Raw genomic sequence first — 20,966 nt, 5'->3', positions numbered from 1 at the left:
CCCGGCGGCGGCTCATTCCGGGCGCGCCGCCGTCACCTGCTCGGCCAGCAGCCGGACGCGCTCGGCGTGCTCGTCGTACCCGACGACGACCGGCGGCTCGTTGTAGGGCATCGCGTCCGACGAGCGGCGCAGCTTCACATACTGCCCGCACGCGTCGATCGCGTACGGCTCCATGTCGTCCTGGAGGGCGCCGATGACCGTGATGCCGTGCGTCTCGCCGATCTTGCGGAACAGCGCGACGGCCTCTTTCCGGTGCTCCTTGCCGAGGTTGCGGCCCAGCTCGTCCAGCACCAGGCACAGCCGCCCGCCGCCCGCGCTGGCCAGCGCCGCCGCGCACACCAGCTTGACGGCCTTCTCGTCCATCAGCGCGGTGTTGGCGCGCCGGTTGTAGGGGACGAACCGCTGCCCGTCCGCGCGCCGCCACTTCGGCGTGACCCGCCACCGCCACTCCTGCCCGGGGTCGGCGGGCGGCTCGGGCGTCGGGAACTCCAGCGTCGCGCCGTACCCGCCGAACGCGGTGTCCAGCTTGTCGAACTCCTCGGCGACGCGCTGGAGCCGGGCGCGGATCGCGGCGGTCAGCGCCGTCCGGTGCGCCTCGGCCGCGCCCGCCGCCTCCTCGGCGCCCTTGCGTGCGGTGACCAGGTCGGCGTGCCGGGCCGCGAGCTGCACCTCGATCTGGCGGCGCCGGTGCCGCTCGTAGTCGGCCTGGCGGCGCAGATGGCCGTCCAGCGCGGCGGCCAGGCGCGGGAACGTGGCCTGCTCGCGCTCGGTGCGGCGGCCCTCGCCCTCGGCGCGCTCGCGCAGCAGGAACCGGATCTCCTCGGGCGCGTCCGCGTCGGACGGGCCGTCGGGGAACGCGTGCCGCAGCGCCTCCGACAGGTGCTTCTCGGCGGTCTGCCACCACTCGTCGGGCGTCCAGGTGGCCGCGTCGGCGTCGAGCCCGGCGAGCAGGTCGGCGGCCGTCTCGCGCGGCGCGCCCCAGTCCTCTTCCAGGGCGGCGAGGCCGAGCGCGGCGCGGCGCCGGTCCAGGTCGGCGAGCGCGGCGCGGACGCGGTCCCGGTCGCGCTCGCGGGCCTCGCGGCGCCCGCGCAGCCGGTCCAGCTCCAGCGCGCGCGTGTCGGCCCTGGCCTGGCGGCGGCGGACCTCGCGTTCGGCGGCGTCCAGCTCGGGCGCGAGCGCGGCCTCCTGCGCGGTCAGCGCGGCGAGCCGGTCGCGCTGCGCGGCGAGGTCGGCGTGGACGGCGTCCAGCTCGGTGCCCGCCCGCGCGCCCGCGAGGCGCCTCGTCGCGAGGGCCACGTCGGCGGCGGCGTCGTCCGCGCGGCGCCGCGCCGCTTCTTCTTCCGCCCGGGCCGCCTCCCAAGCGGCGTGCGCCGCCTTCACGCGCGCCGCGCGGCCCGTCACCGGATCAGGGAAGCCGCCGACGACCATGACGCCGTCGCCGCCGAGCCCGCTGAGGAACCCCGCGATCGGCACGGTGGAGCGGACGCCGTCCGGCAGGTCGCCGTCCGACGCCGCGACGATCATCGAGCCGGGCAGGCCGGCCAGGGCCTCCGCCGCCGCGTCCAGGGCGTCGGCCGCGACGACGACCGCCTCCCGGTACGGCCACAGCCGGGTCTCCCACGTGTCCCGGACGGCCTCGTCCAGTTCGATCGCGTCCAGCAGGCCGTCCGCCGCGATGCCCGCCGCCGCGAGCGCCCGCAGCTGCGCGGGCGCGCTGCTCGCCCCGGCGTCGGCCTCCGCCGCCGCGCGCTCGGCCGCCGCGACCGCGCCGCGCGCCCGCCCGAACGCCTGCTGCGCCTCGTCCCTGCGGGTCTCGGCCGCCGCCAGCTCCGCGCGGGCCGCCGCCTCGTCCCGGCCGTCGGCCTCGCGCCGCCGGTCCTCCAGGGCCGGGACGCGCCGCCGCAGCTCCTCGGCCCGGTCCCGCGCGACGGCCGCGTCCGCGCCGAGCCGTTCCGCGCGCGCCCGCGCGTCGGCGAGCGCGGACGCGGCGGCGGCGAGCCCGGCGTCCAGCGTCTCCCCGGAGAGCTGCTCGATCTCCCGCTCGGCCGCCGCGACGGCGTCCCGCGCGTCGGACTCGTCAGCTTCCCATTGGGCGCGCTCGGCGGCCAGCGCCGCGTCCGCCTCGATCGCGTCGGCGAGCAGCCGGGCCCGTCGCGTCCGCCAGCAGGTCAGCGCCGCCTCGGCGTCCGCGCGCGCCCGGTCGCGGCGGTCGAACGCCCGCAGTTGCGCCGCCGCGTCCCGCTCCCACGCGGCGAGCCGTTCGGCGGCCTCGGCCGCCCCGGCCCGCTCGCGGTGCTCCTCGGCGCGCGCGACCCGCTCGGCCTCCAGCTCCCGGTCCAGCCCGGTCAGCGCCGCGATGGCGTTGAAGATCCGCTCCGGCGGGATCTCGTTGAGCGGCTGCGACAGCAGGTTCGTCGCGACCTTGGACCGGACGGACGTCGACAGGAACGACACGCACCGCACCCGCCCGCCGTACAGGACGCGCCCGAGGTCCTTGGCGACGACGTCCCGGCGGCCCGCGCCGCGCGGCAGCGACGCCCACACGCCGTCCGCGAGCGTCACCCGCTCGGCCTCCGACGGCGCCGCCGCCAGGTGCACGCCGGGGCGCCACCGGACCTCCAGGTGCGGCGCGTCGGCGTTCACGCGCAGCCACACCGTCAGCGGGCCGCCGTCCCCGTCGAACACGCCCGCGATGTAGCCGTGGTCGGCGCTGGCCCACGCGCTGTCGCCCTGCGTGGCCAGCTCGGCGTTGAACAGCAGCTCGGAGACCGCGCGGGCGCCGGACGCGAACCGCCACTGCTCGTCGCCGAGCAGCGCGGTGATCGCCGCGATGAACGACGACTTGCCCGCGCCGTTGGAGTCCTTGGGGCCCTGCCCGGCCACGACGATCAGCGTCCCCGGCACGGTCGGCACCGGATGCGTGGACAGCCGCGAGATGTTCACGGCCTGGACGGCGACGAGCACGCGGTCGCCGACGACGTCCTCGCCCCCGGTGGCGGGCTCGGGCACCAGCGCGTCGGTGACGGCGGTCATGAGGCCTCCTCGTTGCTCCGGCGGCGGGCGCGGATCGCGGCGGCCAGCGGCGAGTCCGGCCCGGCCGCCAGGATCAGTTCCTCTTGCAGACGGCGGCGCGCACCCGGCGTCAGCCGGTGGAACTGCGGGCCGGGGACGTAGCCGCCCGCCTCGTCCCCGCCCGCCTTCACCTGCGTGACGAGGCCCGCCGTCCGCAGCCGCCGCAGCGCCGCCTCCAGCTCGCCCACCGGGAGCTGCGAGCGGCGGCGCAGCTCGTCGGCCGCCGCCGGGTACGGCGACAGCCACGTGTCCTCGCCGAGCGTGCCCGTCGCGCGCGGGATCGCCACCGAGTGGACGAGCACGAGCGTCAGCACCGCCCGGTCCTCCACCGGGAGGACGCAGGCGGGGTCGGCGGCGAGCGCGGCGGCGACGTCGTCGTGGTAGCCCGACGTCCAGTCCCGGTCGGCGCCGCGCACCAGCGTCCGGCCCGACAGCGCGAGCATCGCCGCGACCGTCCGGCGCAGCGCCGGTTCGCGCAGCGCCGGGAAGCGGACCTCGGGCACCGGCGCGGCGGCGTGCTCCACCGCCATGTACGCCGCGACCAGCTCCGCGCGGCGCCGCTCGTCGTAGGGCGCGAGCAGCGGGTCGAACAGCTCACTCATCGCCCAGCGCCTCCCGCGACGGCCCCGGCATCCGCCGCAGCAGGTCGCGCAGCGGGCCGAGCGCCTCGTGCGGCCACAGCGCGGTGCGCGGACCCGTCCGGACGACGCCGCGCGCCTCGTCCAGCACCAGCCAGCCCGTGTCGGCGAGCCGCCGCAGCTCCCCGGTCGCCCAGCGGCCCGCGAGGGCGGCGTCCCCGCGCGTCATCCCCGCGTACACGTCCAGCACCGCCGGGACGGGCGCCGGGACGCCCGGCCACGGCGCGTCGTCCAGGTTCGCCCAGCAGCAGCGCAGCGCGGCGGCCAGCACCCGGCGCGCCTGGCCGGACCGGTCCAGCGGCATCGGCGCCAGCTCGTACTGCTCCAGCACGGCGGGCGTCGCGCCGTCGGGCCAGGACGGCAGCAGCCAGGTGCGCGGCCCGTCCGGCACGGCGGCCAGCCCCGGCGGGACGGGTTCGGCGGCCGGGACGGAGACCGCGCCGGTCACGCGCGCCCGGGCCCGCGCGAGGATGCCGGGCGCCCACTCGTCGCTCACCGGTCCGTCCGCTCGAACACGCCGGGCGACACCCACGACGGCGCCGCGCCCGGCCGCGCCGCCAGCCCGTCGCCCCAGACGAGCCGGTACGGCAGCGCGGGATGCAGGTGCGCCGAGGACAGGTCGGCCAGCAGCCGTCGCGCGGCGGGCCAGTCGCCGTCCAGCAGGTCCGCGACGTCGGCGCGGTCCCGGCCGCGCAGCGCCTGCTCGGCGACCTCGCGCAGCCGGTCGGCGTCGGCGGTCCCGGCGTCGGCGCGGTCGGCGAGCCCCGGGTCGGGCCCGGACGGACGCGGCGGCGCCGGACGCACCGGCACCGCGCGCGGCGCGTCCGCCACCGCCGCGACCACCGCCGACGGCTCGTGCCAGGGGGCGGGCGCGTCGAACACGAACCCGTCCAGGACGGCGGCCAGCTCGTCCCGCGAGGCCGTCCGCGCGAACGTCCGCCACGTCTCGGGCGGCAGCAGCGTCAGGTTCCGGGTGAGGCCCGCCGAGTCCGACAGGCGCGCCGCCGCCCGCCGCGACGCGTCCCCGTAGGCGTACAGCGCGGCGCGCAGCTCGGTGCAGGTGCGGTCCAGCTCGGGCCAGCGGCGCAGGATCGCGCCGTGCAGCCGCTCGGCGCCCGCCAGGATCTCGTCCGCGCCCCACAGCTTGGGCGCCTGCTCGCGCAGCTCCTCGATCGTGCCGTTCGTCAGCGTCAGCAGCTCCACGCTCCACAGCCGGAACGCGCGCGCCAGCCCCTCGGCGCCCGCGCGGGCCTGCGCGGGCGTCATGCGCGGGTCGGCGACGTTCAGCTGCTCCAGCGCGAGCAGGCGGTGCATCTCGCTCTGGCCGCCGTCCAGCATCATCCGCCGGACGAACATCAGCCCGACCACGCTCGTGAACGACGCCCGGTAGCGGAGCTGGTTCGGCTTCGGGAACACCTCCCGCACCGCGCCGAGGCCCTTCAGCACCCGCAGCCGGTTCTCGAACACCTCGGCGGGGTAGCGGCGGCACACGTACCGCATCTGCTCGCGGCTCAGGCCGTCCTCGCCGGCGTCGGCGAACGCGGCCAGCAGCGTCTCGGCGACGTCCACCAGCTCGGGGTCGTCCACGACGGCGCCGCCGTCGCGGGCGAGGGCCGCGAACATCTGCCGGTACACGCCGAGGACGGCCTCGCCCTCCAGCGCGTCGTCCAGGCTCGGGACGGGTTCGGGATCGACTGCGGACACGGCGACCTACCGTAGACCCGCCCGCCGACAGAACGGGAATCGCCGCCTGACCGGCGTGTTCCGCCCGTCCCGCGCCGCCCGCCCGGCACGGAATCCGCAACCGGCCCGCCGAATCGGGAGACGATCACCCGCGCGCGGTGAAAGACTCGGCGGTGCGCACGCACGGGCCGCGGAAACTGGGCGTATGACGACGCAGAAACCTCCTGGCGGGAGCAGCCTCCCGGCCGAGACCGACGTGTTCGTCGGTCGCGACCGGGACGTCGCCGACCTGCGCGACCTGCTCGGGTCGCTGCGCGTCGTCACGCTGTGCGGGCCCGGGGGGATCGGCAAGACGCGGCTCGCGGTGCGCGTCGCGCGGTCGCTGCGCGCCGACCATCCCGGCGGGACGTGGTTCGTGGACCTGTCCGACGCGCCCGCCGACGGCCCGCCCGGCACGGTCGGCCGCCGCGTCGCCGCCGCGCTGGAGATCGCCGAGGAGGACCACCGCGCCCCCGCCGGGGTCATCGCCGACACGATCGGGACGCGCGGCGTCCTGCTCGTCCTCGACAACTGCGAGCACCTCGTGGACGACTGCGCGGCGCTGGCCGGGGTGCTGCTGAACCGCTGCCCGGGGCTGCGGATCCTCGCGACGAGCCGGGAGCCGCTGCGGATGGCCGCCGAGACGGTGTGGCGCGTCCCGCCGCTGGAACCGGCGGAGGCCGAGCGGCTGTTCGTGGAGCGGGCGCGGGCCGTCCGGCCCGACTTCACCGTGACCGGCGCCGTCGCCGCCGTCAGCCGCGCGCTGGACGGCGTGCCGCTCGCGCTCGAACTGGCCGCCGCGCGCGTGCGGGTGCTGTCGGCCGAGCAGATCGCCGACCGTCTCACCGACCGGTTCCGGCTGCTCAGCGCGGGCGACCGGACGGCCCCGCCCCGGCAGCGGACGCTGCGCGCCGCGATCGACTGGAGCTACGAACTGCTCGGCGACGCCGAGCGCGTCCTGCTGCGCCGCCTGTCGGTGTTCGCGGGCTGGACGCTCACCCGCGTCGAGCAGGTGTGCCGCGACGACCCGCCCGCGCTCACCGGCCTGGACGGGCACGACCCGCTCGACCTGCTCACCGCGCTGTCGGACAAGTCCCTCGCCGTCGTCGCCGACGAGGTCGCGGGCGAGACCCGGTTCCGGCTGCCCGACAGCATCCGCCAGTACGCGGCCGAACGGCTCGTCGCGGCGGGCGAGGACGCCGAGGTCCGCACCCGGCACCGCGACGCCGTCCTGGAGGACGCCGAGCGCCACGCCGAGATCGCCCTCGCCGAGATCCCCGCCACGTGGGACGAGCGCGTCGCGCTGTTCCAGCGCTACGACGCCGAGATGGAGAACGTCCGGGCGGTGCTGTCCTGGTCGCTGGACCGGCACGAGTACGAAGAAGGACTGCGGCTCTGCACCGCGCTGCGCACCTTCTGGATCGTCCGGGGACGGCTCGGCGAGTGGATCGAGATGACCGACCGGTTCCTCGTCGGCGCCCTGGACGCGCCCGCGTTCGTCCACGGGCCGGGCCTCGCGGGCCGCGCGCAGCTCGCCATCGGCGCCCGCGACTACCGCACCGCCGCCGAGTTCGCCGGCCGCGCCCTGGAGCCGTGCCGCAAGGCGGGCGACGACTTCATGACGGCCGTCGCGCTGAACACCCTCGCCGAGGCCGACATCGTCGCGGGCCGGTTCGCGGAGGCGACCGTCCGGCTGGACGAGGCCGACGCCGTCTCGCGCGGCGAGCGCCAGGAGTGGAACCGCGCCTACGGGCGGATCGTCCGGGGGCGGCTGCGGATCCGGCAGGGCCGCCTGCGCGACGCCCGCGACCTGCTCGAACAGGGCCTGGCCGGAATGCGGGAGATCGGGCAGCTCTGGGGCGCGGCGCACGCGCTGATCGGGCTCGGCCGCGTCGCGACGCTGCGCGGGGACCTGGCCGCCGCCGGGTCCTGCTACGGCGCCGCGCTGCCCGCGCTGGTCGCGGTCGGCGCGCGGCCCGAGCGCGCCCGCGCCCTGGCCGGGCTCGGCCGGGTCGCGCTGGCGCGCGGCGACACCGGCGCCGCGCGCGCGGCGCTCGGGGAGAGCCTGGAGCTGAGCCGGTCGGCGGGCATCCGCCCGGACGTCGCGCGCTCGCTCATCGCGTTCGCCGAGCTGTCGGCGCGCGAGGGCGACGAGCGGGGCGCGGTGCTGCTGGCCGGGGCGGGCGCGGCGTTGCAGGAGGCCGCCGCGCCGGACCCGCGGCCCGGCGGGGGCGCGCGCGTCGAGGGGCTGCTGGAGCCGATCCGGCGGCGGCTCGGCGAGCCGGTCGTCGCGCAGCTCTGGGGTCAGGGCCGGGTGACGACGCCGGAGGACGCGATCGCGCGGGCGCTCGCGGGTCCCGGCGACGGTCCGGGCGGCGGTTCGGGGGGCGTGGTCCCGGACGCCCCCGGCGACGCGCCCGCCGGGGCCGCGACCCCCGCCAGCACGCTCACGGCCCGGGAGCGGGAGATCGCGCGGCTCGTCGCGCGCGGCCTCAGTAACCGGGGCATCGCGGGCGAACTCGTGATCAGTCCGGCGACCGTCGCGCGGCATGTCACCAACATTCTCGGCAAATTGGGCTTCACGTCGCGTGCTCAGGTCGCCGCCTGGGCAGTGGACCATATCTCCGAGGAAACCCGCAGCTAACCCGCCGGATATGCGTACACACGGCACCCGCCGCCGAATACGCAACCGGTTGCGCACTCTGGAGCATGCGCACCGTGCGGATGCGCGCCTACGGTCGCCCCATGATCTCCCTCGGTTCGGGCGGGGGCGCCCTGATGACGATGACCATGACGATGGCGCGGGCCGTGTTCGGCGCCGCGGACGACCGGGTCCGGGGCGCGCGGACGGCCGTCCTCGACGCCGTGACCGGCCACGGACCGACCCACGCCGAACTGGCCGCCGCCGTCGGGTCGGCCGCGTCCGGACTGGCCCGCGAGGGCGTCGGCCCGGGGACGGTCGTGGCGCTGCACCTCCCCGACGGGCCCGAGTTCGCGCTCGCGCTGCACGCCGTCGCGGCGGCCGGCGCGGTGCCGTTCCCGGTCCGCGTCACCGCGACGTGCACCGAACTGTCCCGGCTGCTCAACGCCGCGGGCGCGCAGGCGCTCGTCACGTGGCCGGGCGCGCCGCTGGACCAGGTCCGCGCCGCCGCGCGCACCGTCCCGGGCCTGCGCCGGGTGTTCTGCTTCGGCTCGGTCCCCGGGACCGAGCCGTTCGCGGCGCTGCTCACCGGCGGCGCCGCGCCCGACGTCGACGTGGACGCCGCCCGCGACACCGCGCTGCTCGTCTGCACGCGCGGCGACGGCGGGCCGGCGCGCCCGGTGCCGCTCACCCACGCCGAGGTCGTCGCCGGGCTGCTGCGCGTCGCGGACGCGGGCATGATCGGCGCGGCCGACACCGTCCTGTCGGCGGTGCCGTTCGCCGACGTCCTCGCGCTCAACGGGCTGCTGAACCCGGCGCTGCGGCTCGGCGCGACCGTCGTCGCGCTGCCCGGCGGCGGCCACCACGACCTGCTGCGCGCCCTCCAGGACCACGACGTCACCGTCGCGCTCCTCGACCCCGGACGCGCCACGATGCTCGCCTACGACCGCGCCGTCTCCCGGTACCGGCTGCGGCTGCGCGCGATCGTCGTCACCGCCGGGCCGCTCGACGCGCGGACGGCCCGCGCCCTCGCGCAGCGGCTCGGCTGTCCCGTCCGGCAGGCGTACGGGCTCGCCGAGGCGGGCGGCCTCACCCACCTCAACCTGCGCGCCGCCGAGGAGTGCACCGCCGACTCGGTCGGGCGCGGGCTGCCCGGCGTGTCCTGGCGCGTCGTGGACCCGGCCACCGGCGACGACCAGTCCGCCTACCAGCCGGGCGAGCTGTGCGTGCGGGTCCCGGCGGCGGGCGACGCGTCGCGCTGGCTGCCCGCCGGGGACTCGGCGTTCGCCGACGAGCACGGGCGCGTGTTCGTCCTCGGCCGCATCGGCGGGCGGCGGCCCGAGCCGCAGCCCGAACCGGACGCCGTCCTCGCCGCGCACCCCGCCGTCCGGGACGCGGCCGTCGCGCCCGCCCCCGACCTGGACCTCGGGCTCGTCCCGCACGCGTTCGCCGTCCTCGCCGAGCCGGTGCCCGCCGCCGACCTGCTCGCCTACGTCAACGCGCACGTCCCGCCGAGCCGGGGCGTGGCCGCCGTCCACGTCGTCGACGCCATCCCGCGCGGCCCCGGCGGGCGCGTCCGCCGCCGCGCCCTCCTGGAGCGGGCGGGACTCGGATCATGACACCGCTGACCTACACACCCCCTTACACACTTCTGCGGATGTGGTGGCGACGGCGCCGCGCGTACGTTCGGCGCATGTTCGACGGACAGTTCGGCCACGCGGCCGTATCCGAGACGACGGTGACCCAGGCGGTGCTCGCGGCGGCCCGGGAGCACGCCGAGCGCGGCTCGGGACGTCCCGCCCTGGTCGACCCGCACCGCGAACTGGACTACGGCCGGTTCGCCGCCTCGGTGCCCGCCGCCGCGACCGGCCTGCGCCGCCTCGGCGTGCGCACCGGGGACGTCGCGGCGATCCACGTCACGGGCGTCTGCGACCACGCGCTCGCCGTCCACGCGGTCGCCGCCGCGGGCGCCGTGCCCGCGCCGCTGCCCGCGAACGCCGAGGTCCCCGAGCTGGCCGCGATGATGACCGAGTGCGGCGCCCGCTTCCTGCTGACCGGCGCCGCGACGGCCGCCGAGGCGCTGGCCGCGACCGAGCGGTCCTACGTCCGGCAGGTGTTCGCGTTCGGGAACGTCCCGGGCGCGACGCCGTTCGCGCGGCTGGTCGAGGCGGGCGCGCCTCCCGTCGCGCCCGACCCGGGACCGGGTCCGATCGCGCCCGCCGACCCGCTGCGCGACCTCGCGCTGCGCCTCTGCGACCCACCGGAGGGGATCACCCACGCCGAGCGACTGGCCGATCTGTACCGCCTCGGCGGCACGGCCGGGCTCGGCGTGGATGACGTCCTGGCCTGCCACCCGGGGGACTGCTCCACCCCCGCGTGGACGGGCCTGGTCGACCTGTGCCTGCTGCACGGCGCGACGCTCGTCGCCGTGCCCGAGCCGGGTCTGCCCGAGCTGCTGGCCGCCATCGGCCGGCACCGGGCCACGACGGCGGTGGTCACTCCCGCCAAACTGCGGGCGCTGGCCTTCGGCCACGCCGAGATCCCGGTCGGGGACGTCCGGCTCCTGGTCACCGGGCGCCCCGACCCGGACGTCCTCGCCGCGTGCCGCGCCCGCCGGGGCTGGATCGTCGTGTCGATCGGCTGAACCGGGCTCAGCCGAGCAGGTGGGCGTTGGGTTCTTTCGCGCGGGCGGCGAGGGCGGGCATCTCCACGACCTCGACGCCCGCCGCGCGGAGCCGGTCGGCGCCGGTCGCGGGGACGAACACGTCCGGCTCGCTCCAGGCGAACACGACGCGGCGGATCCCGGCGGCCAGGATCAGGTCCGCGCACGGCCGGGGCCGCGACGCGCGGCGCCCGCACGGCTCCAGGCTGCTGTACAGGGTCGCGCCGCCGAGGTCGGTCCCGGCCGGGACGCGGCGCAGCGCGGACTCCTCGGCGTGGTCCTTCGGGTCGTCCTCGCGGGAGTGGCCGCGCGCGATCCGCGTGCCGTCCGCCGCGACGATCACCGCGCCGACCGAGAACGCCGACTCCGACGGCGGGCACAGCGCGGCGAGGTCGCAGGCCAGGTCCAGCCAGACGAGGTCGGCGTCGGTCGAGCCGGGGGCCTGCGGTTCAGCCACGGGCACCGCCGATCAGGTAGCGCAGCAGCGCGAGGTCGCCGACGCGCGTGACGGCGTCCAGCCGCATCGGTCGGCGCGGGCTCTGCGGGAACACGCCGGGCCGGACGAACCGGGGCGCGGCCGGGTCGCCGAGGAAGAACGGCGCGACGACGAGCTGCAGCTCGTCGGCGAGGTCCTCGGTGAGGAACCGGGTGTGGATGCCGCCGCCGCCCTCCACCATGAGCCGCCGGATCCCGCGCGTCCACAGGTCGGCGAGGACGCGCGGCAGGCTCACCGGGTCGCCCGCGTCGATCACCTCGGCCGCGTCGCCGAGCCGTTCGGCGAGCGCCGGGACGACGTCGGCGCGCGTGTAGACGAGCTTGGCGACGTCCCCGGTGGTGAAGAACCGCGCGGCCGGGTCGAGGTCGCCGCCGGACGTCAGCGTGACCTTGACGAGGTCGCCGGGGACGCCGCGCGCGACGCGCCGCTCGCGCCGCGCGGGGGAGCGCAGCAGCAGCTTCGGGTCGTCGCGGCGGATCGTCTCGGCGCCGACGAGGATCGCGTCGCAGGTGGCGCGGACGCCGTCCACGCGGTCGAAGTCGGCGGCGCTGGACAGCCGCAGCCGCTCGGGGGAGGCGTCGTCGATGTAGCCGTCGGCCGACATCGCGCAGCTCAGCAGCGTGTAGGGGCGGTCGCTCACGTGATCACTGTAGGGGAACCGCCCGTTGATCAGGAGAGATTCTCACGCCCGGCCGCGCGGTACGGGAAATCCGACATTTCCCCGGCTTTGCGGGCGATCGGCGTTTCACCGAGCGACTGTCGGCGGCGGTCCCTAGGGTGTCGTCCCGACATGCGAATCCTCCACACGTCCGACTGGCATCTCGGCCGCTCGTTCCACCGCGAGGACCTGCTCTCCGCGCAGGCGGCCTTCGTCGACCATCTCGTCGGCACGGTGCGCGCGGAACGGGTGGACTGCGTGGTCGTCTCCGGCGACGTCTACGACCGGGCGCTGCCGGGCGTCGAGGCGGTGAAGCTCGCGGACGAGACGCTGGCCCGGCTCGCCTCGCTGGACGTCCGTGTCGTGCTCATCGCGGGCAACCACGACTCGACGCGGCGCCTCGGGTTCGGGTCGGCGCTGATGGACGCGGCGGGCGTGCACGTCCGCACCGACTTCGCGACGGTCGGGGAACCGGTGCTGGTGGACGGCGTCGCGTTCTACGGGATCCCGTATCTCGAACCGGAACTCGTCCGGGCGCCGTGGGAACTGGACGAGCGCGGGCACACCGCCGCCCTCACCGCCGCGATGCGCCGCGTCCGCGCCGACCTCGCGACCCGTCCGGGGACGCGGTCGGTGGTGCTCGCGCACGCGTTCGTGACGGGCGGGGAGGCCAGCGACAGCGAGCGCGACATCAGCGTCGGCGGCGCGGCGAGCGTCCCGGCCGGGGTGTTCGACGGCGTGGACTACGTCGCGCTCGGGCATCTGCACGGTCGGCAGACGATGACCGACCGCGTCCGCTACTCGGGCTCGCCGCTGGCGTACTCGTTCTCCGAGGCCCGGCACGTGAAGGGCTCGTGGCTGGTGGACCTCGGCGCGGACGGCGAGGTCGCCGCCGAGTTCGTGGAGGCGCCGGTGCCGCGCCGTCTCGGGCGGCTGACCGGCACGCTGGACGACCTGCTGTCGAACGACCGCTATGCCGACCACGAGGACCGCTGGGTCCAGATCACGCTGACCGACGCCGACCGTCCGTCCGGCGCGATGGAGAAGCTGCGCCGCCGGTTCCCGCACACGCTCGTCCTCGGCTACGAACCGCGCGGCGGCGACGACCGCCCCGTCCGGACGTTCGCCGAGCGCCACCGCGAGAAGACCGCCCTGGACCTCGCCGCGGACTTCGTCGCCGAGGTCACCGGGAGCGCCGCGGGACCGGCCGAGCGGGCGCTGCTGGACGAGGCGTTCGGCGACGTCCGCCGCAAGGAGGCCCGCGCGTGAGGCTGCACCGGCTCACGATCACGGCGTTCGGCCCGTTCTCCGGCACCGAGGACATCGACTTCGACGCGCTGTCGGACGCGGGCCTGTTCCTCATCCGGGGCCGGACGGGCGCGGGCAAGACCAGCGTTCTGGACGCGGTGTGCTTCGCGCTCTACGGCCAGGTCCCCGGCGTCCGGAACGCGGCGAAGAACCTGCGCAGCGACCACGCCGCCCCCGGCACGGCCCCGGAAGTCTCGCTGGAGACGACGATCCGGGGACGGCGGCTGCGCGTCACCCGGTCGCCCGCGTGGGAACGCCCGAAGCTGCGCGGCACCGGCACGACGAGCGAGAAGGCGCGCGTCCTGCTCCAGGAGTTCGAGCGCGGCGCGTGGACGGCCCTGTCCACCCGGCTGGACGAGGCCGGCGAGGTCGTCACCCGGCTGCTCGGCATGAACCCCGCCCAGTTCTGCCAGGTCGCGCTGCTGCCGCAGGGCGAGTTCGCCGGGTTCCTGCGCGCGGGCGCCGAGGAGCGCCGCAAGGTCCTGGAGAAGCTGTTCGCGGCCGAGGTGTTCACCCAGGTCGAGAAGTGGCTCGCCGACCGCCGCCAGGCGACGCACCGCCGCGCGGACGAGCTGAGCGCCGCCGCTCAGTCCGTCGCCGACCGCATCGCCGAGACCACCGGGTCGCCCGCGCCGCTCGGACCGCGCGGCCAGGTGCCCGCGCCCCGGCCCGGCGACGCGGTCCCGCTGGACCTGGACGTCCTGCCCGGCTGGGCGGCGGGCCTCGCCGCCGACCTCGCCGTGGCCGCCGACGCGGCTGCGGACGCCGCTCGGACGTCGGCCGCCGCGCTCGACGCGACGCGCGCGGCCCTCGACGCGGCGCGCGTCCGCGCCGAGGCCCAGACGCGCCGCGCCGCCGCCCTCGCCCGCAAACAGGCGCTGGAGGAGCGCGCGGCGGAACGCTCGGACCTGGCGTCCCGGCTGGACGCCGCCGCCCGCGCCGACCGCGTCCTCCCGCTGCTGCGCGCCGCCGAGGACCGCCGCCACCGCGCCGTGCAGGCCGCCCGGCGCGAAGACGAGACGCGGGAGCGGGTCGCGGTGCTGCTGCCGCCGGGCGCGTCCGACGACGTCCTCGGCAAGGCCGAACGGGACCGCCGCGACGAGGTCGCCGCGCTGGAGACCCGCCGCTCCGCCGTCCGCCGCCTGCACGAACTCGCCGGGGAGCGCGAGCGCGCCGACCGCGAGATCGCCGCGCTGACCGAGCGGGCGCGCCGCGCGGAAGCCGCGCTCGCCGCGCTGCCCGCCCGCGTCGAGGAGCGCCGGACGGCGCTCGCGGCGGCGCAGCGGGCCGCCGCGTCCGTCCCGGGCCTGCGCGCCGCCGCCGAGCACGCCGAACGCCGCCGCGACGACGCCCGCCGCCGCGACCGCGTCGCCCTGGACCTCGCCGCCGCCGAGGACGCCCACCGCGCCGCCGTGGACGAGGCCCAGCGCGTGAAGGACGTCGCGCAACACCTGCTCCAGGCGCGCCTGGACGGCATGGCCGCCGTCCTCGCGGGCGAGCTGCGCGAGGGGACGCCGTGCGCGGTGTGCGGTTCGGCCGAGCACCCCGCGCCCGCCGTGTCCACGGCCGTCATCCCCGACGAGGACGAGATCGAACGGGCGCGCGAGGCGACGGCCCGCGCCGACCGGGCCCGCGACGCGGCCCACAACGAGGTCAGCCGACTGTCGGCCGAGCACGCGGCGCTCGTGGAGAGCGTCGGCGACGCGTCCGTCGCCGACCTCGACACGGTCCTCGCCGACGCGCGCGCCGAGCTGACGGAGACGACCGGGCGCGCCGCCGACGAGACGGCCCACGAGACCGCCCTGCGCGCGGAGGAGAAGGAACTCGAAGCCGCCGGCGCCGAGGCCGAGGAGATCGCGCGCACCCTCGCCACGCGCCGCGCCCGGGCCGCCGAGCACGCCGCCGAGCAGGACCGGTTGCGGGCCGAGCTGGACCGGGCGCGCGGCGACGACCCGTCCCTGGACGCCCGCGTCGACCGCCTCCGCCACGAGGCCGACGCGCTGCGCGCCGCCGCCGACGCCGCCCGCGACGCCGTGATCGCCCGCGACGAACGGGCCGCCGCCCGCGCCGCCGCCGACGCCGCCCTCGCCGACGAGGGCTTCCGCACCCCGGAGGACGCCCGCGCGGCGGCGCTCACCGACGAGCAGCAGGCCCCGTTGCGCGACCGGCAGCGGCGGTTCGACCGGGAAGAGGCGTTCGTCCGCGAAGAACTCGACAACGCCGAGCTGCGCGCCGCCGCCGACGGCCCCGCCCCCGACCTGCCCGCGCTGGAGAACGCGTTCGCCGTCGCCGAGGCGGCCCGCACCGCCGCCGCGTCCGCCGCCGACCAGGCCCGCCGCCGCGGCGCCCGCCTCGACCAGCTCCGCGCCGAGCTGAGCGCGGCGCTCCACGCCTGGCGTCCGGCCGCCGAAGAACACGCCGTCGCGGCGCGGCTCGCGGGCCTGGCGTCCGGCAAGGACCCGGCGAACCGGCGCGACATGTCGCTGTCGGCGTACGTCCTCGCGGCGCGGCTGGAGCAGGTCGTCCACGCCGCCAACGAACGGCTCGGCCGCATGTCGTCCGGCCGGTACGTCCTCGCGCACACCGTCGAGAAGGCCGCGGGCGACCGCAGCCGGGGCGCGGGCGGTCTCGGCCTGCGCGTCGCCGACGCCTGGACGGGCCAGACCCGCGACCCCGCCACCCTGTCCGGCGGCGAGTCGTTCATCACCTCGCTCGCGCTCGCGCTCGGCCTCGCCGACGTCGTCACCGACGAGGCGGGCGGCACCGAGATCAACACGCTGTTCGTGGACGAGGGCTTCGGCACCCTCGACGAGGACACCCTCGACGAGGTGATGGACGTCCTGGACGGCCTGCGCGACGGCGGCCGGGCCGTCGGCGTCGTCAGCCACGTCGCCGAGCTGCGCGCCCGCGTGCCCGCGCAGCTCCACGTCCGCAAGGAGCGCGCCGGATCGACCACGGACGTCCGCGTCTGACCCGTCCGGGTTACGGTTGATCACGTGGACCAGCTCGCCCTGCTGTTCGTCGTGCTGTTCGGCGCCGTGCTCGCCGAGCCGCTGAGCCGCCGGATCGGCCTGGCCCCGGCCGTGACCATGACGGTGTTCGGCTGCGTGCTCGCGGTGATCCCGGCCGTCCCGAACATCCGGATCGAGCCGAAGCTCATCCTGCCGCTCGTCCTGCCCCCGCTGCTGTACGCGGCGGCGCGCCGCACGTCGTTCCGCGAGTTCGCGGCGAGCTGGCAGGCGATCACCGCGCGGGCGGTCGCGCTGGTGCTGGTCACGGCGGCGGCCGTGGCGGCGGCGTTCCACGCCCTGCACGTGGCGGTGCCGGTCGCGGCGGCGGTCGCGCTCGGCGCGCTGGTCGCCCCGCCCGACCCGATCGCCGCGACGGCGCTGGCGTCCCGGCTGGGCCTGCCGCGCCGCCTGGTGTCCGTGCTGGAGGGCGAGGGCCTGTTCAACGACGTCACCGCGATCGTCGTCTACGGCGTCGCGGTCGAGGCGGTCGTGACGGGCCACTTCTCGGCGTGGCACGCGGTCGGCGCGTTCTTGCTGTCGGCGTTGATCGCGGTCGCGGGTGGAACGGTCCTCGGCTGGGCGGCGAGCCGGCTGATGGAGCACCTGGACGAGGCCGTGTGGAAGGTCGCGTTCAGCCTGCTCGTCCCGTTCGCGGCCTACGGGCTGGCGGAGGCGTTCGAGGCGTCCGGCGTCCTCGCGGTGCTGGTGTCCGCGCTGTACCTGACCGAGCAGGCCGCCGCGACCGACGACAGCTCCTACCGGCTCGTCGGCGACTCGGTCTGGGACGTCATCGAACTGCTCGTCAGCGGCTTCGCGTTCGGCCTGATCGGGCTGGAGCTGGCGACCGTCCTCGCGACGACCGGGACGTCCTGGACCGGCATGCTCGGCAGCGCCGCCGCCGTCGTCGCCGTGGTCGTGCTGCTGCGGCTGGCGTGGCTGCTCGTCACCTGGTGGGCGTTCACCAGCCGCCGGCGCGAGCACACCGTGGACGAGCCGTACACCTGGCAGGAGACCATCGTCACGTGGTGGGCGGGGATGCGCGGCGTCGCGTCCGTCGCGCTGGCCCTCGCGCTGCCGCTCACCACCGAGCACGGCGCCGCGTTCCCGTACCGCTCGGAGATCATGGTGACGGCGTTCGGCGTCGTGCTGTTCACGCTGCTCGTCCAGGGTCCGACGCTCCCGCTCGTCGTGCGCTGGACGGGCGTCACCGCCGACACGGCCGTCGAACGCCGCCTGGAGCGCGAGCTGATGACGCGGGTTCTGCGCGCCGAGCTGGCCCGGCTGAAGGAGATCGCCGGGTCCCGCGACGACATCCCCGACGAGGTCTACGAGCGGCTGCGCGGCGCGTTCGTCCAGCGTCTCGCGCAGGCCGACCCCGAGGCGGCCGACGAGGAGGTTCTCGCCGGCGCCCGCCGGACGATGCGCAAGGCCGGGATGATGCGCGAGATCCAGCAGGACGTCCTGGCCGCCGGCCGCCGCGAGGCCCTCGCCGCGCGCCGCGAGGGCGCGATGCCGCCCGATCTGGTCGACCGGCTGATGCGCCGCCTCGACCTGCGCTCCGAGCGGCCCTGAGCGGCCCTGCGGGGTTTGCCGAGCGCCGCGTCCGGGGAGGGGCGGCGTCCGGAGCACCGCGAGAGGAGGACGACCATGTCCGCACAGGGGCATGACATCCAGGGCGAGCACGCGTACCAGCAGGTGGTGACCTCCCCCGACGAGCACGAGGAGCGGGAGGGCCGCAGCCTGATCACCACCGACCACGGCGTGATCCGCCAGTGGGCCGAGGAGCGCGGGGCGCGTCCGGCGACCGTCCCGGGCAGCGAGTACGACGGCCGTCCCGGGCGGCTGCTGCTGGACTTCCCCGGCTACGGCGGCCAGGACCTCCAGGAGATCTCCTGGGACGACTGGTTCCGGACGTTCGAGGAGCGCAGGCTCAACTTCCTCTACCAGGAGCACAAGAAGGACGGGACGCCGAGCAACTTCTTCCGGCTGGAGAACCCGAACCGGCAGGACTAGGGCGTCACTCCAGCTCGCGCAGCGCCCGGACGCCCCCGGCCACGGCCGGCGGCACCGGGCGCCGCCGTGCGAGCGCGGCGGGCAGCCGGCGCAGCAGCCCGCCGAACGCGCTGCGCGCCGCCGGGTCCCGGACGGCCTGCGCGGCGAGCCCCAGCGTCCGCGCGAGCGCGCGTCGACCGGACAGCCGCATCCACGTCACGAGCAGGTCGTTGCGGCGGTGCAGCGCCCAGCGTTCGGGCGGGGTCTCGTCCCGTCCGGACGCGGGGGAGTGCCGCGCGACGACCTCGTCGGCGTACGCCAGGCCCCAGCCGCCCGCCGCCAGGTCCAGCGCGAGTAGGCTCTCCTCGCCGCCGAAGAACAGCAGGTCGTCGAAGCCGCCCGCCGCGAGGAACGCCGTGCGCCGCACGACCGCCGCGCACGCCGGGAAGCCCAGCACGGACGGCCCGGGCAGATCCGGCGCGCGTCCGATCGGCGCGGTGCGCATCTTCCGCGACACGACGTCGACGTCCCCGGACCCGAGGTGGATCCGGCCGATGAGCACGGCCAGCCGGGGATGGGCGTCCATCAGCCGCGCCGCCGCGCCGAGCGCGTCCGGCTCCCACCACGAGTCGTCGTCGCTGAACGCCACGTACGGCGTCGTCGCGAGCCGGACGCCGACGTTGCGCGCGCACGCGCCGTGGTTGCGGGGCAGCCCGACGACCCGGACGCCGGGGAACGCGTCCCGCACGGCGTCCGGCGACCCGTCGCGCGAGCCGTTGTCCACCACGATCACCGGCGGCCGGTCCGGCAGCGCGGTCAGCTCGCCGAGCGTGCGGAGCAGCGGGTCGCGGCGGTCCCGGGTCGCGATCACGATCGTCGTCGCGGCCGTCATCGTCGCTCCCTCCAGGTCGGACCGGCCGCCTACCCGGCGCCCGCGCGCCGGAAACGGTCACCGCGACGTCAGCCGGTAGGGGTAGGTGCAGACGATCGCGTCCGTCTCGGCGCGCAGCAGGGTCGCGAGGATCACCGGACGCGGGTCCTGGAGCAGCCGGAACCGCCACCGGCGCGGCTCGACCTCCGGGACGAGCACCGCGACCTGCCGGTCCCGCCGCTCCTTCACGTAGCCGACGATCGGGTGGACGACCGTGTGGTCCGGGCTGCTCAGCGTCTCCAGCCGCACGCCCGGGCCCCACCGGTTCCACCGGTCCCGGAACGCCGCGCCGCGCTCGGGGTCGTCGTGGACGGCGATCGCGACGACCTCAGGACCGAGCGTCAGCGCGGCCCGCAGCGCCTGCGCGGTCAGCCGGTCGATGCCGCCGACCGGGACGATCACCAGCCCGGCGGTGGCGCGCGGCGGCGGCACGATCTCGCCCGCGGCCAGCTCCCGTTCCACCGCGTGGTAGTAGCCCTGGATCCGCGAGAACAGCAGCATGAGCAGCGGGATGATCACGGCGACGACCCACGCGCCCTCAAGGAACTTGGTGACGAGGAACACGACGGCCGCCGTCGCCGTCAGCAGCGCCCCGGTGCCGTTCAGGACGGCGTGCACCGCCCAGCGCGGGGGACGCCTCGTCCGCCAGTGCCGGACGAGGCCCGTCTGGCTGACCGTGAACCCGATGAACACGCCGATCGCGTACAGCGGGATGAGCCGGGACGTCTCGGCGTCCACCGCGAGGAGCAGCACCGCCGCGCACACCGCGAGCGCGACGATCCCGAACCGGTACACCGGCCGCCGCGACCGCAGCGCGAACAGGTGCGGCAGCCGCCCGTCCTTGGCGAGCAGGCTGAGCAGCACCGGCAGCCCGCCGAAGCTCGTGTTCGCGGCGAGGCAGAGCGCGAGCGTCGTGACGAGGTTCGCGGCGTAGTAGAGCGGGCCCGTCCCGAAAGCGCCCGCCGTGAGCTGCGCGAGGACGGTCACGCCCGCGCGCGGCGCGACGTGGTCGCGGGTGATGAGCAGCGCGAGCCCGAGCAGCATCGTCCCGAGCAGCGCGCCGAGCATCATCTCGGTGCGCTGCGCCCGCCGCGCCCGGGGCTCCTGGAAGGCCGGGACGGCGTTGGCGATCGCCTCGACGCCCGTCAGCGCCGAGCAGCCCGCCGAGAACGCCTTGAGGACGAGCAGGAACCCGACCGCCTCCGCCGCGTGCACGGCCGGCGCCCCGCCGACCGCCGCCGCCGGATGCCCCCGGGCCAGCCCGGTGACGATCACCGCGAGGATCACCGTGACGAACGCGGCCATCGGCAGCATCAGCACCCGCGCGCTCTCGGCGATGCCCCACAGGTTCACCGCCGTCAGCACCGCGAGCCCGCCGAGCGCGAGCGTCAGCATGTGCCCCGACAGCCCTGGGAACGCCGACACCACCGCCGCCGCGCCCGCCGACAGGCTCACCGCGACCGTCAGGACGTAGTCGACGACCAGGCTCGCCGCCGCCAGCAGGCTGACCGGCCCGCCCAGCTCGCTCTTGGCGACCGCGTACGAGCCGCCGCCGTTCGGATGGACGGCGATGACCTGCCGGTACGACACGACGAGCACCGCCAGCAGCACCGCGATGGCGCCCGCGACCGGCAGCGTCAGCCGCACCGCCGACGTCCCGGCCGCGACGAGCACGAGGACGATCGCCTCCGGCCCGTACGCGACCGAACTCAGCGCGTCCAGCGAGAGCGCCGCCAGCCCGCCGAACGCGCCGAGCCGCTCCCGCTCGGCCCGCCGCGGCGGCACGCGCGGCGCGATCCGTCCCGGCATGCGGCCACCCCCCGCCGCGCGCCCCC

The 20,966-nt window shown here is 77.1% G+C and carries 15 protein-coding genes; 7 read left to right on the top strand and 8 right to left on the bottom strand.

Annotated elements, in window-relative coordinates:
• Positions 1-12: 12 nt before the first annotated feature.
• Genes GQ466_RS19440 through GQ466_RS19425 form a run of 4 tightly spaced genes read right to left on the bottom strand, consistent with a single transcriptional unit; the run spans position 13 to position 5,414 of the window.
• Entirely contained in the window at positions 13-3,033 is a 3,021-nt protein-coding gene (locus GQ466_RS19440; RefSeq protein ID WP_161104417.1) for a chromosome partitioning protein ParA, read from the bottom strand.
• Positions 3,030-3,674 carry a DprA-like winged helix domain-containing protein gene (locus GQ466_RS19435; protein ID WP_161104416.1) on the bottom strand — a complete coding sequence of 215 codons (645 nt, stop codon included), beginning with the start codon at positions 3,672-3,674 and terminating at the stop codon, positions 3,030-3,032. Before GQ466_RS19435 ends, GQ466_RS19440 begins: the two co-directional genes overlap by 4 nt.
• A complete protein-coding gene (locus tag GQ466_RS19430) occupies positions 3,667-4,206 on the bottom strand; it encodes a hypothetical protein (protein ID WP_337193547.1) in 540 nt (179 codons plus the stop codon). The genes GQ466_RS19435 and GQ466_RS19430 overlap by 8 nt, the downstream gene beginning before the upstream one ends.
• The gene (locus GQ466_RS19425) at positions 4,203-5,414 is read right to left on the bottom strand and encodes a hypothetical protein (RefSeq protein ID WP_161104415.1); all 1,212 of its coding nucleotides are present in this window, start codon (positions 5,412-5,414) and stop codon (positions 4,203-4,205) included. The genes GQ466_RS19430 and GQ466_RS19425 overlap by 4 nt, the downstream gene beginning before the upstream one ends.
• A gap of 184 nt (positions 5,415-5,598) precedes the next feature.
• Between GQ466_RS19425 and GQ466_RS19420 the strand changes: the two genes are divergently transcribed.
• The 3 genes from GQ466_RS19420 to GQ466_RS19410 all read left to right on the top strand — a co-directional run bounded on the left by GQ466_RS19420 (position 5,599) and on the right by GQ466_RS19410 (position 10,717).
• Positions 5,599-8,076 carry a LuxR C-terminal-related transcriptional regulator gene (locus tag GQ466_RS19420; RefSeq protein ID WP_202420799.1) on the top strand — a complete coding sequence of 826 codons (2,478 nt, stop codon included), beginning with the start codon at positions 5,599-5,601 and terminating at the stop codon, positions 8,074-8,076.
• A 101-nt stretch (positions 8,077-8,177) separates the two neighbouring features.
• On the top strand, positions 8,178-9,692 hold the full coding sequence (locus GQ466_RS19415) for an AMP-binding protein (protein WP_161104414.1): 1,515 nt from the start codon (positions 8,178-8,180) through the stop codon (positions 9,690-9,692).
• A 74-nt stretch (positions 9,693-9,766) separates the two neighbouring features.
• Positions 9,767-10,717 (top strand): AMP-binding protein, encoded by a 951-nt coding sequence (locus tag GQ466_RS19410; RefSeq protein WP_161104413.1) that lies wholly within the window; start codon positions 9,767-9,769, stop codon positions 10,715-10,717.
• Between the two features lie 7 nt (positions 10,718-10,724).
• Here GQ466_RS19410 and GQ466_RS19405 read toward each other — a convergent pair whose 3' ends face one another.
• Together GQ466_RS19405 and GQ466_RS19400 are read right to left on the bottom strand one after the other, a co-directional pair.
• Positions 10,725-11,192, bottom strand: a complete 468-nt coding sequence (locus GQ466_RS19405; protein ID WP_161104412.1) for a deaminase — start codon at positions 11,190-11,192, stop codon at positions 10,725-10,727.
• Positions 11,185-11,871: a RibD family protein gene (locus GQ466_RS19400; protein ID WP_337193546.1), complete on the bottom strand. Its 687-nt coding sequence runs from the start codon at positions 11,869-11,871 to the stop codon at positions 11,185-11,187. The genes GQ466_RS19405 and GQ466_RS19400 overlap by 8 nt, the downstream gene beginning before the upstream one ends.
• A 150-nt stretch (positions 11,872-12,021) precedes the next feature.
• Between GQ466_RS19400 and GQ466_RS19395 the strand changes: the two genes are divergently transcribed.
• The 4 genes from GQ466_RS19395 to GQ466_RS19380 all read left to right on the top strand — a co-directional run bounded on the left by GQ466_RS19395 (position 12,022) and on the right by GQ466_RS19380 (position 18,221).
• Positions 12,022-13,158, top strand: a complete 1,137-nt coding sequence (locus tag GQ466_RS19395; protein WP_161104411.1) for an exonuclease SbcCD subunit D — start codon at positions 12,022-12,024, stop codon at positions 13,156-13,158.
• Positions 13,155-16,169: an AAA family ATPase gene (locus GQ466_RS19390; RefSeq protein ID WP_161104410.1), complete on the top strand. Its 3,015-nt coding sequence runs from the start codon at positions 13,155-13,157 to the stop codon at positions 16,167-16,169. Before GQ466_RS19395 ends, GQ466_RS19390 begins: the two co-directional genes overlap by 4 nt.
• 24 nt (positions 16,170-16,193) lie before the next feature.
• Positions 16,194-17,780, top strand: coding sequence for a Na+/H+ antiporter (locus GQ466_RS19385; RefSeq protein WP_161104409.1), 1,587 nt, complete (start codon positions 16,194-16,196; stop codon positions 17,778-17,780).
• Between the two features lie 75 nt (positions 17,781-17,855).
• Positions 17,856-18,221, top strand: a complete 366-nt coding sequence (locus GQ466_RS19380; protein WP_161104408.1) for a hypothetical protein — start codon at positions 17,856-17,858, stop codon at positions 18,219-18,221.
• 4 nt (positions 18,222-18,225) lie between these two features.
• Here the strand turns inward: GQ466_RS19380 and GQ466_RS19375 are convergent, their stop codons facing one another.
• A complete protein-coding gene (locus tag GQ466_RS19375) occupies positions 18,226-19,092 on the bottom strand; it encodes a glycosyltransferase family 2 protein (RefSeq protein ID WP_161104407.1) in 867 nt (288 codons plus the stop codon).
• 57 nt (positions 19,093-19,149) lie between these two features.
• The gene (locus GQ466_RS19370; RefSeq protein ID WP_161104406.1) at positions 19,150-20,940 is read right to left on the bottom strand and encodes an APC family permease; all 1,791 of its coding nucleotides are present in this window, start codon (positions 20,938-20,940) and stop codon (positions 19,150-19,152) included.
• Between the last annotated feature and the right edge of the window lie 26 nt (positions 20,941-20,966).

The organism is Actinomadura rayongensis (assembly GCF_009831215.1).
Lineage (GTDB): Bacteria > Actinomycetota > Actinomycetes > Streptosporangiales > Streptosporangiaceae > Spirillospora > Spirillospora rayongensis.
Note: the sequence above shows the minus strand (reverse complement) of the source record. Positions and strands in the feature narration are given on the sequence as shown.

Bases quoted from the DNA above. Each gene is read 5' to 3' on its own strand.
- GQ466_RS19440 (WP_161104417.1), bottom strand. From the start codon at position 3,033: ATGACCGCCGTCACCGACGCGCTGGTGCCCGAGCCCGCCACCGGGGGC.
- GQ466_RS19435 (WP_161104416.1), bottom strand. From the start codon at position 3,674: ATGAGTGAGCTGTTCGACCCGCTGCTCGCGCCCTACGACGAGCGGCGC.
- GQ466_RS19420 (WP_202420799.1), top strand. From the start codon at position 5,599: ATGACGACGCAGAAACCTCCTGGCGGGAGCAGCCTCCCGGCCGAGACC.
- GQ466_RS19415 (WP_161104414.1), top strand. From the start codon at position 8,178: ATGATCTCCCTCGGTTCGGGCGGGGGCGCCCTGATGACGATGACCATG.
- GQ466_RS19410 (WP_161104413.1), top strand. From the start codon at position 9,767: ATGTTCGACGGACAGTTCGGCCACGCGGCCGTATCCGAGACGACGGTG.
- GQ466_RS19395 (WP_161104411.1), top strand. From the start codon at position 12,022: ATGCGAATCCTCCACACGTCCGACTGGCATCTCGGCCGCTCGTTCCAC.
- GQ466_RS19380 (WP_161104408.1), top strand. From the start codon at position 17,856: ATGTCCGCACAGGGGCATGACATCCAGGGCGAGCACGCGTACCAGCAG.
- GQ466_RS19375 (WP_161104407.1), bottom strand. From the start codon at position 19,092: ATGACGGCCGCGACGACGATCGTGATCGCGACCCGGGACCGCCGCGAC.
- GQ466_RS19370 (WP_161104406.1), bottom strand. From the start codon at position 20,940: ATGCCGGGACGGATCGCGCCGCGCGTGCCGCCGCGGCGGGCCGAGCGG.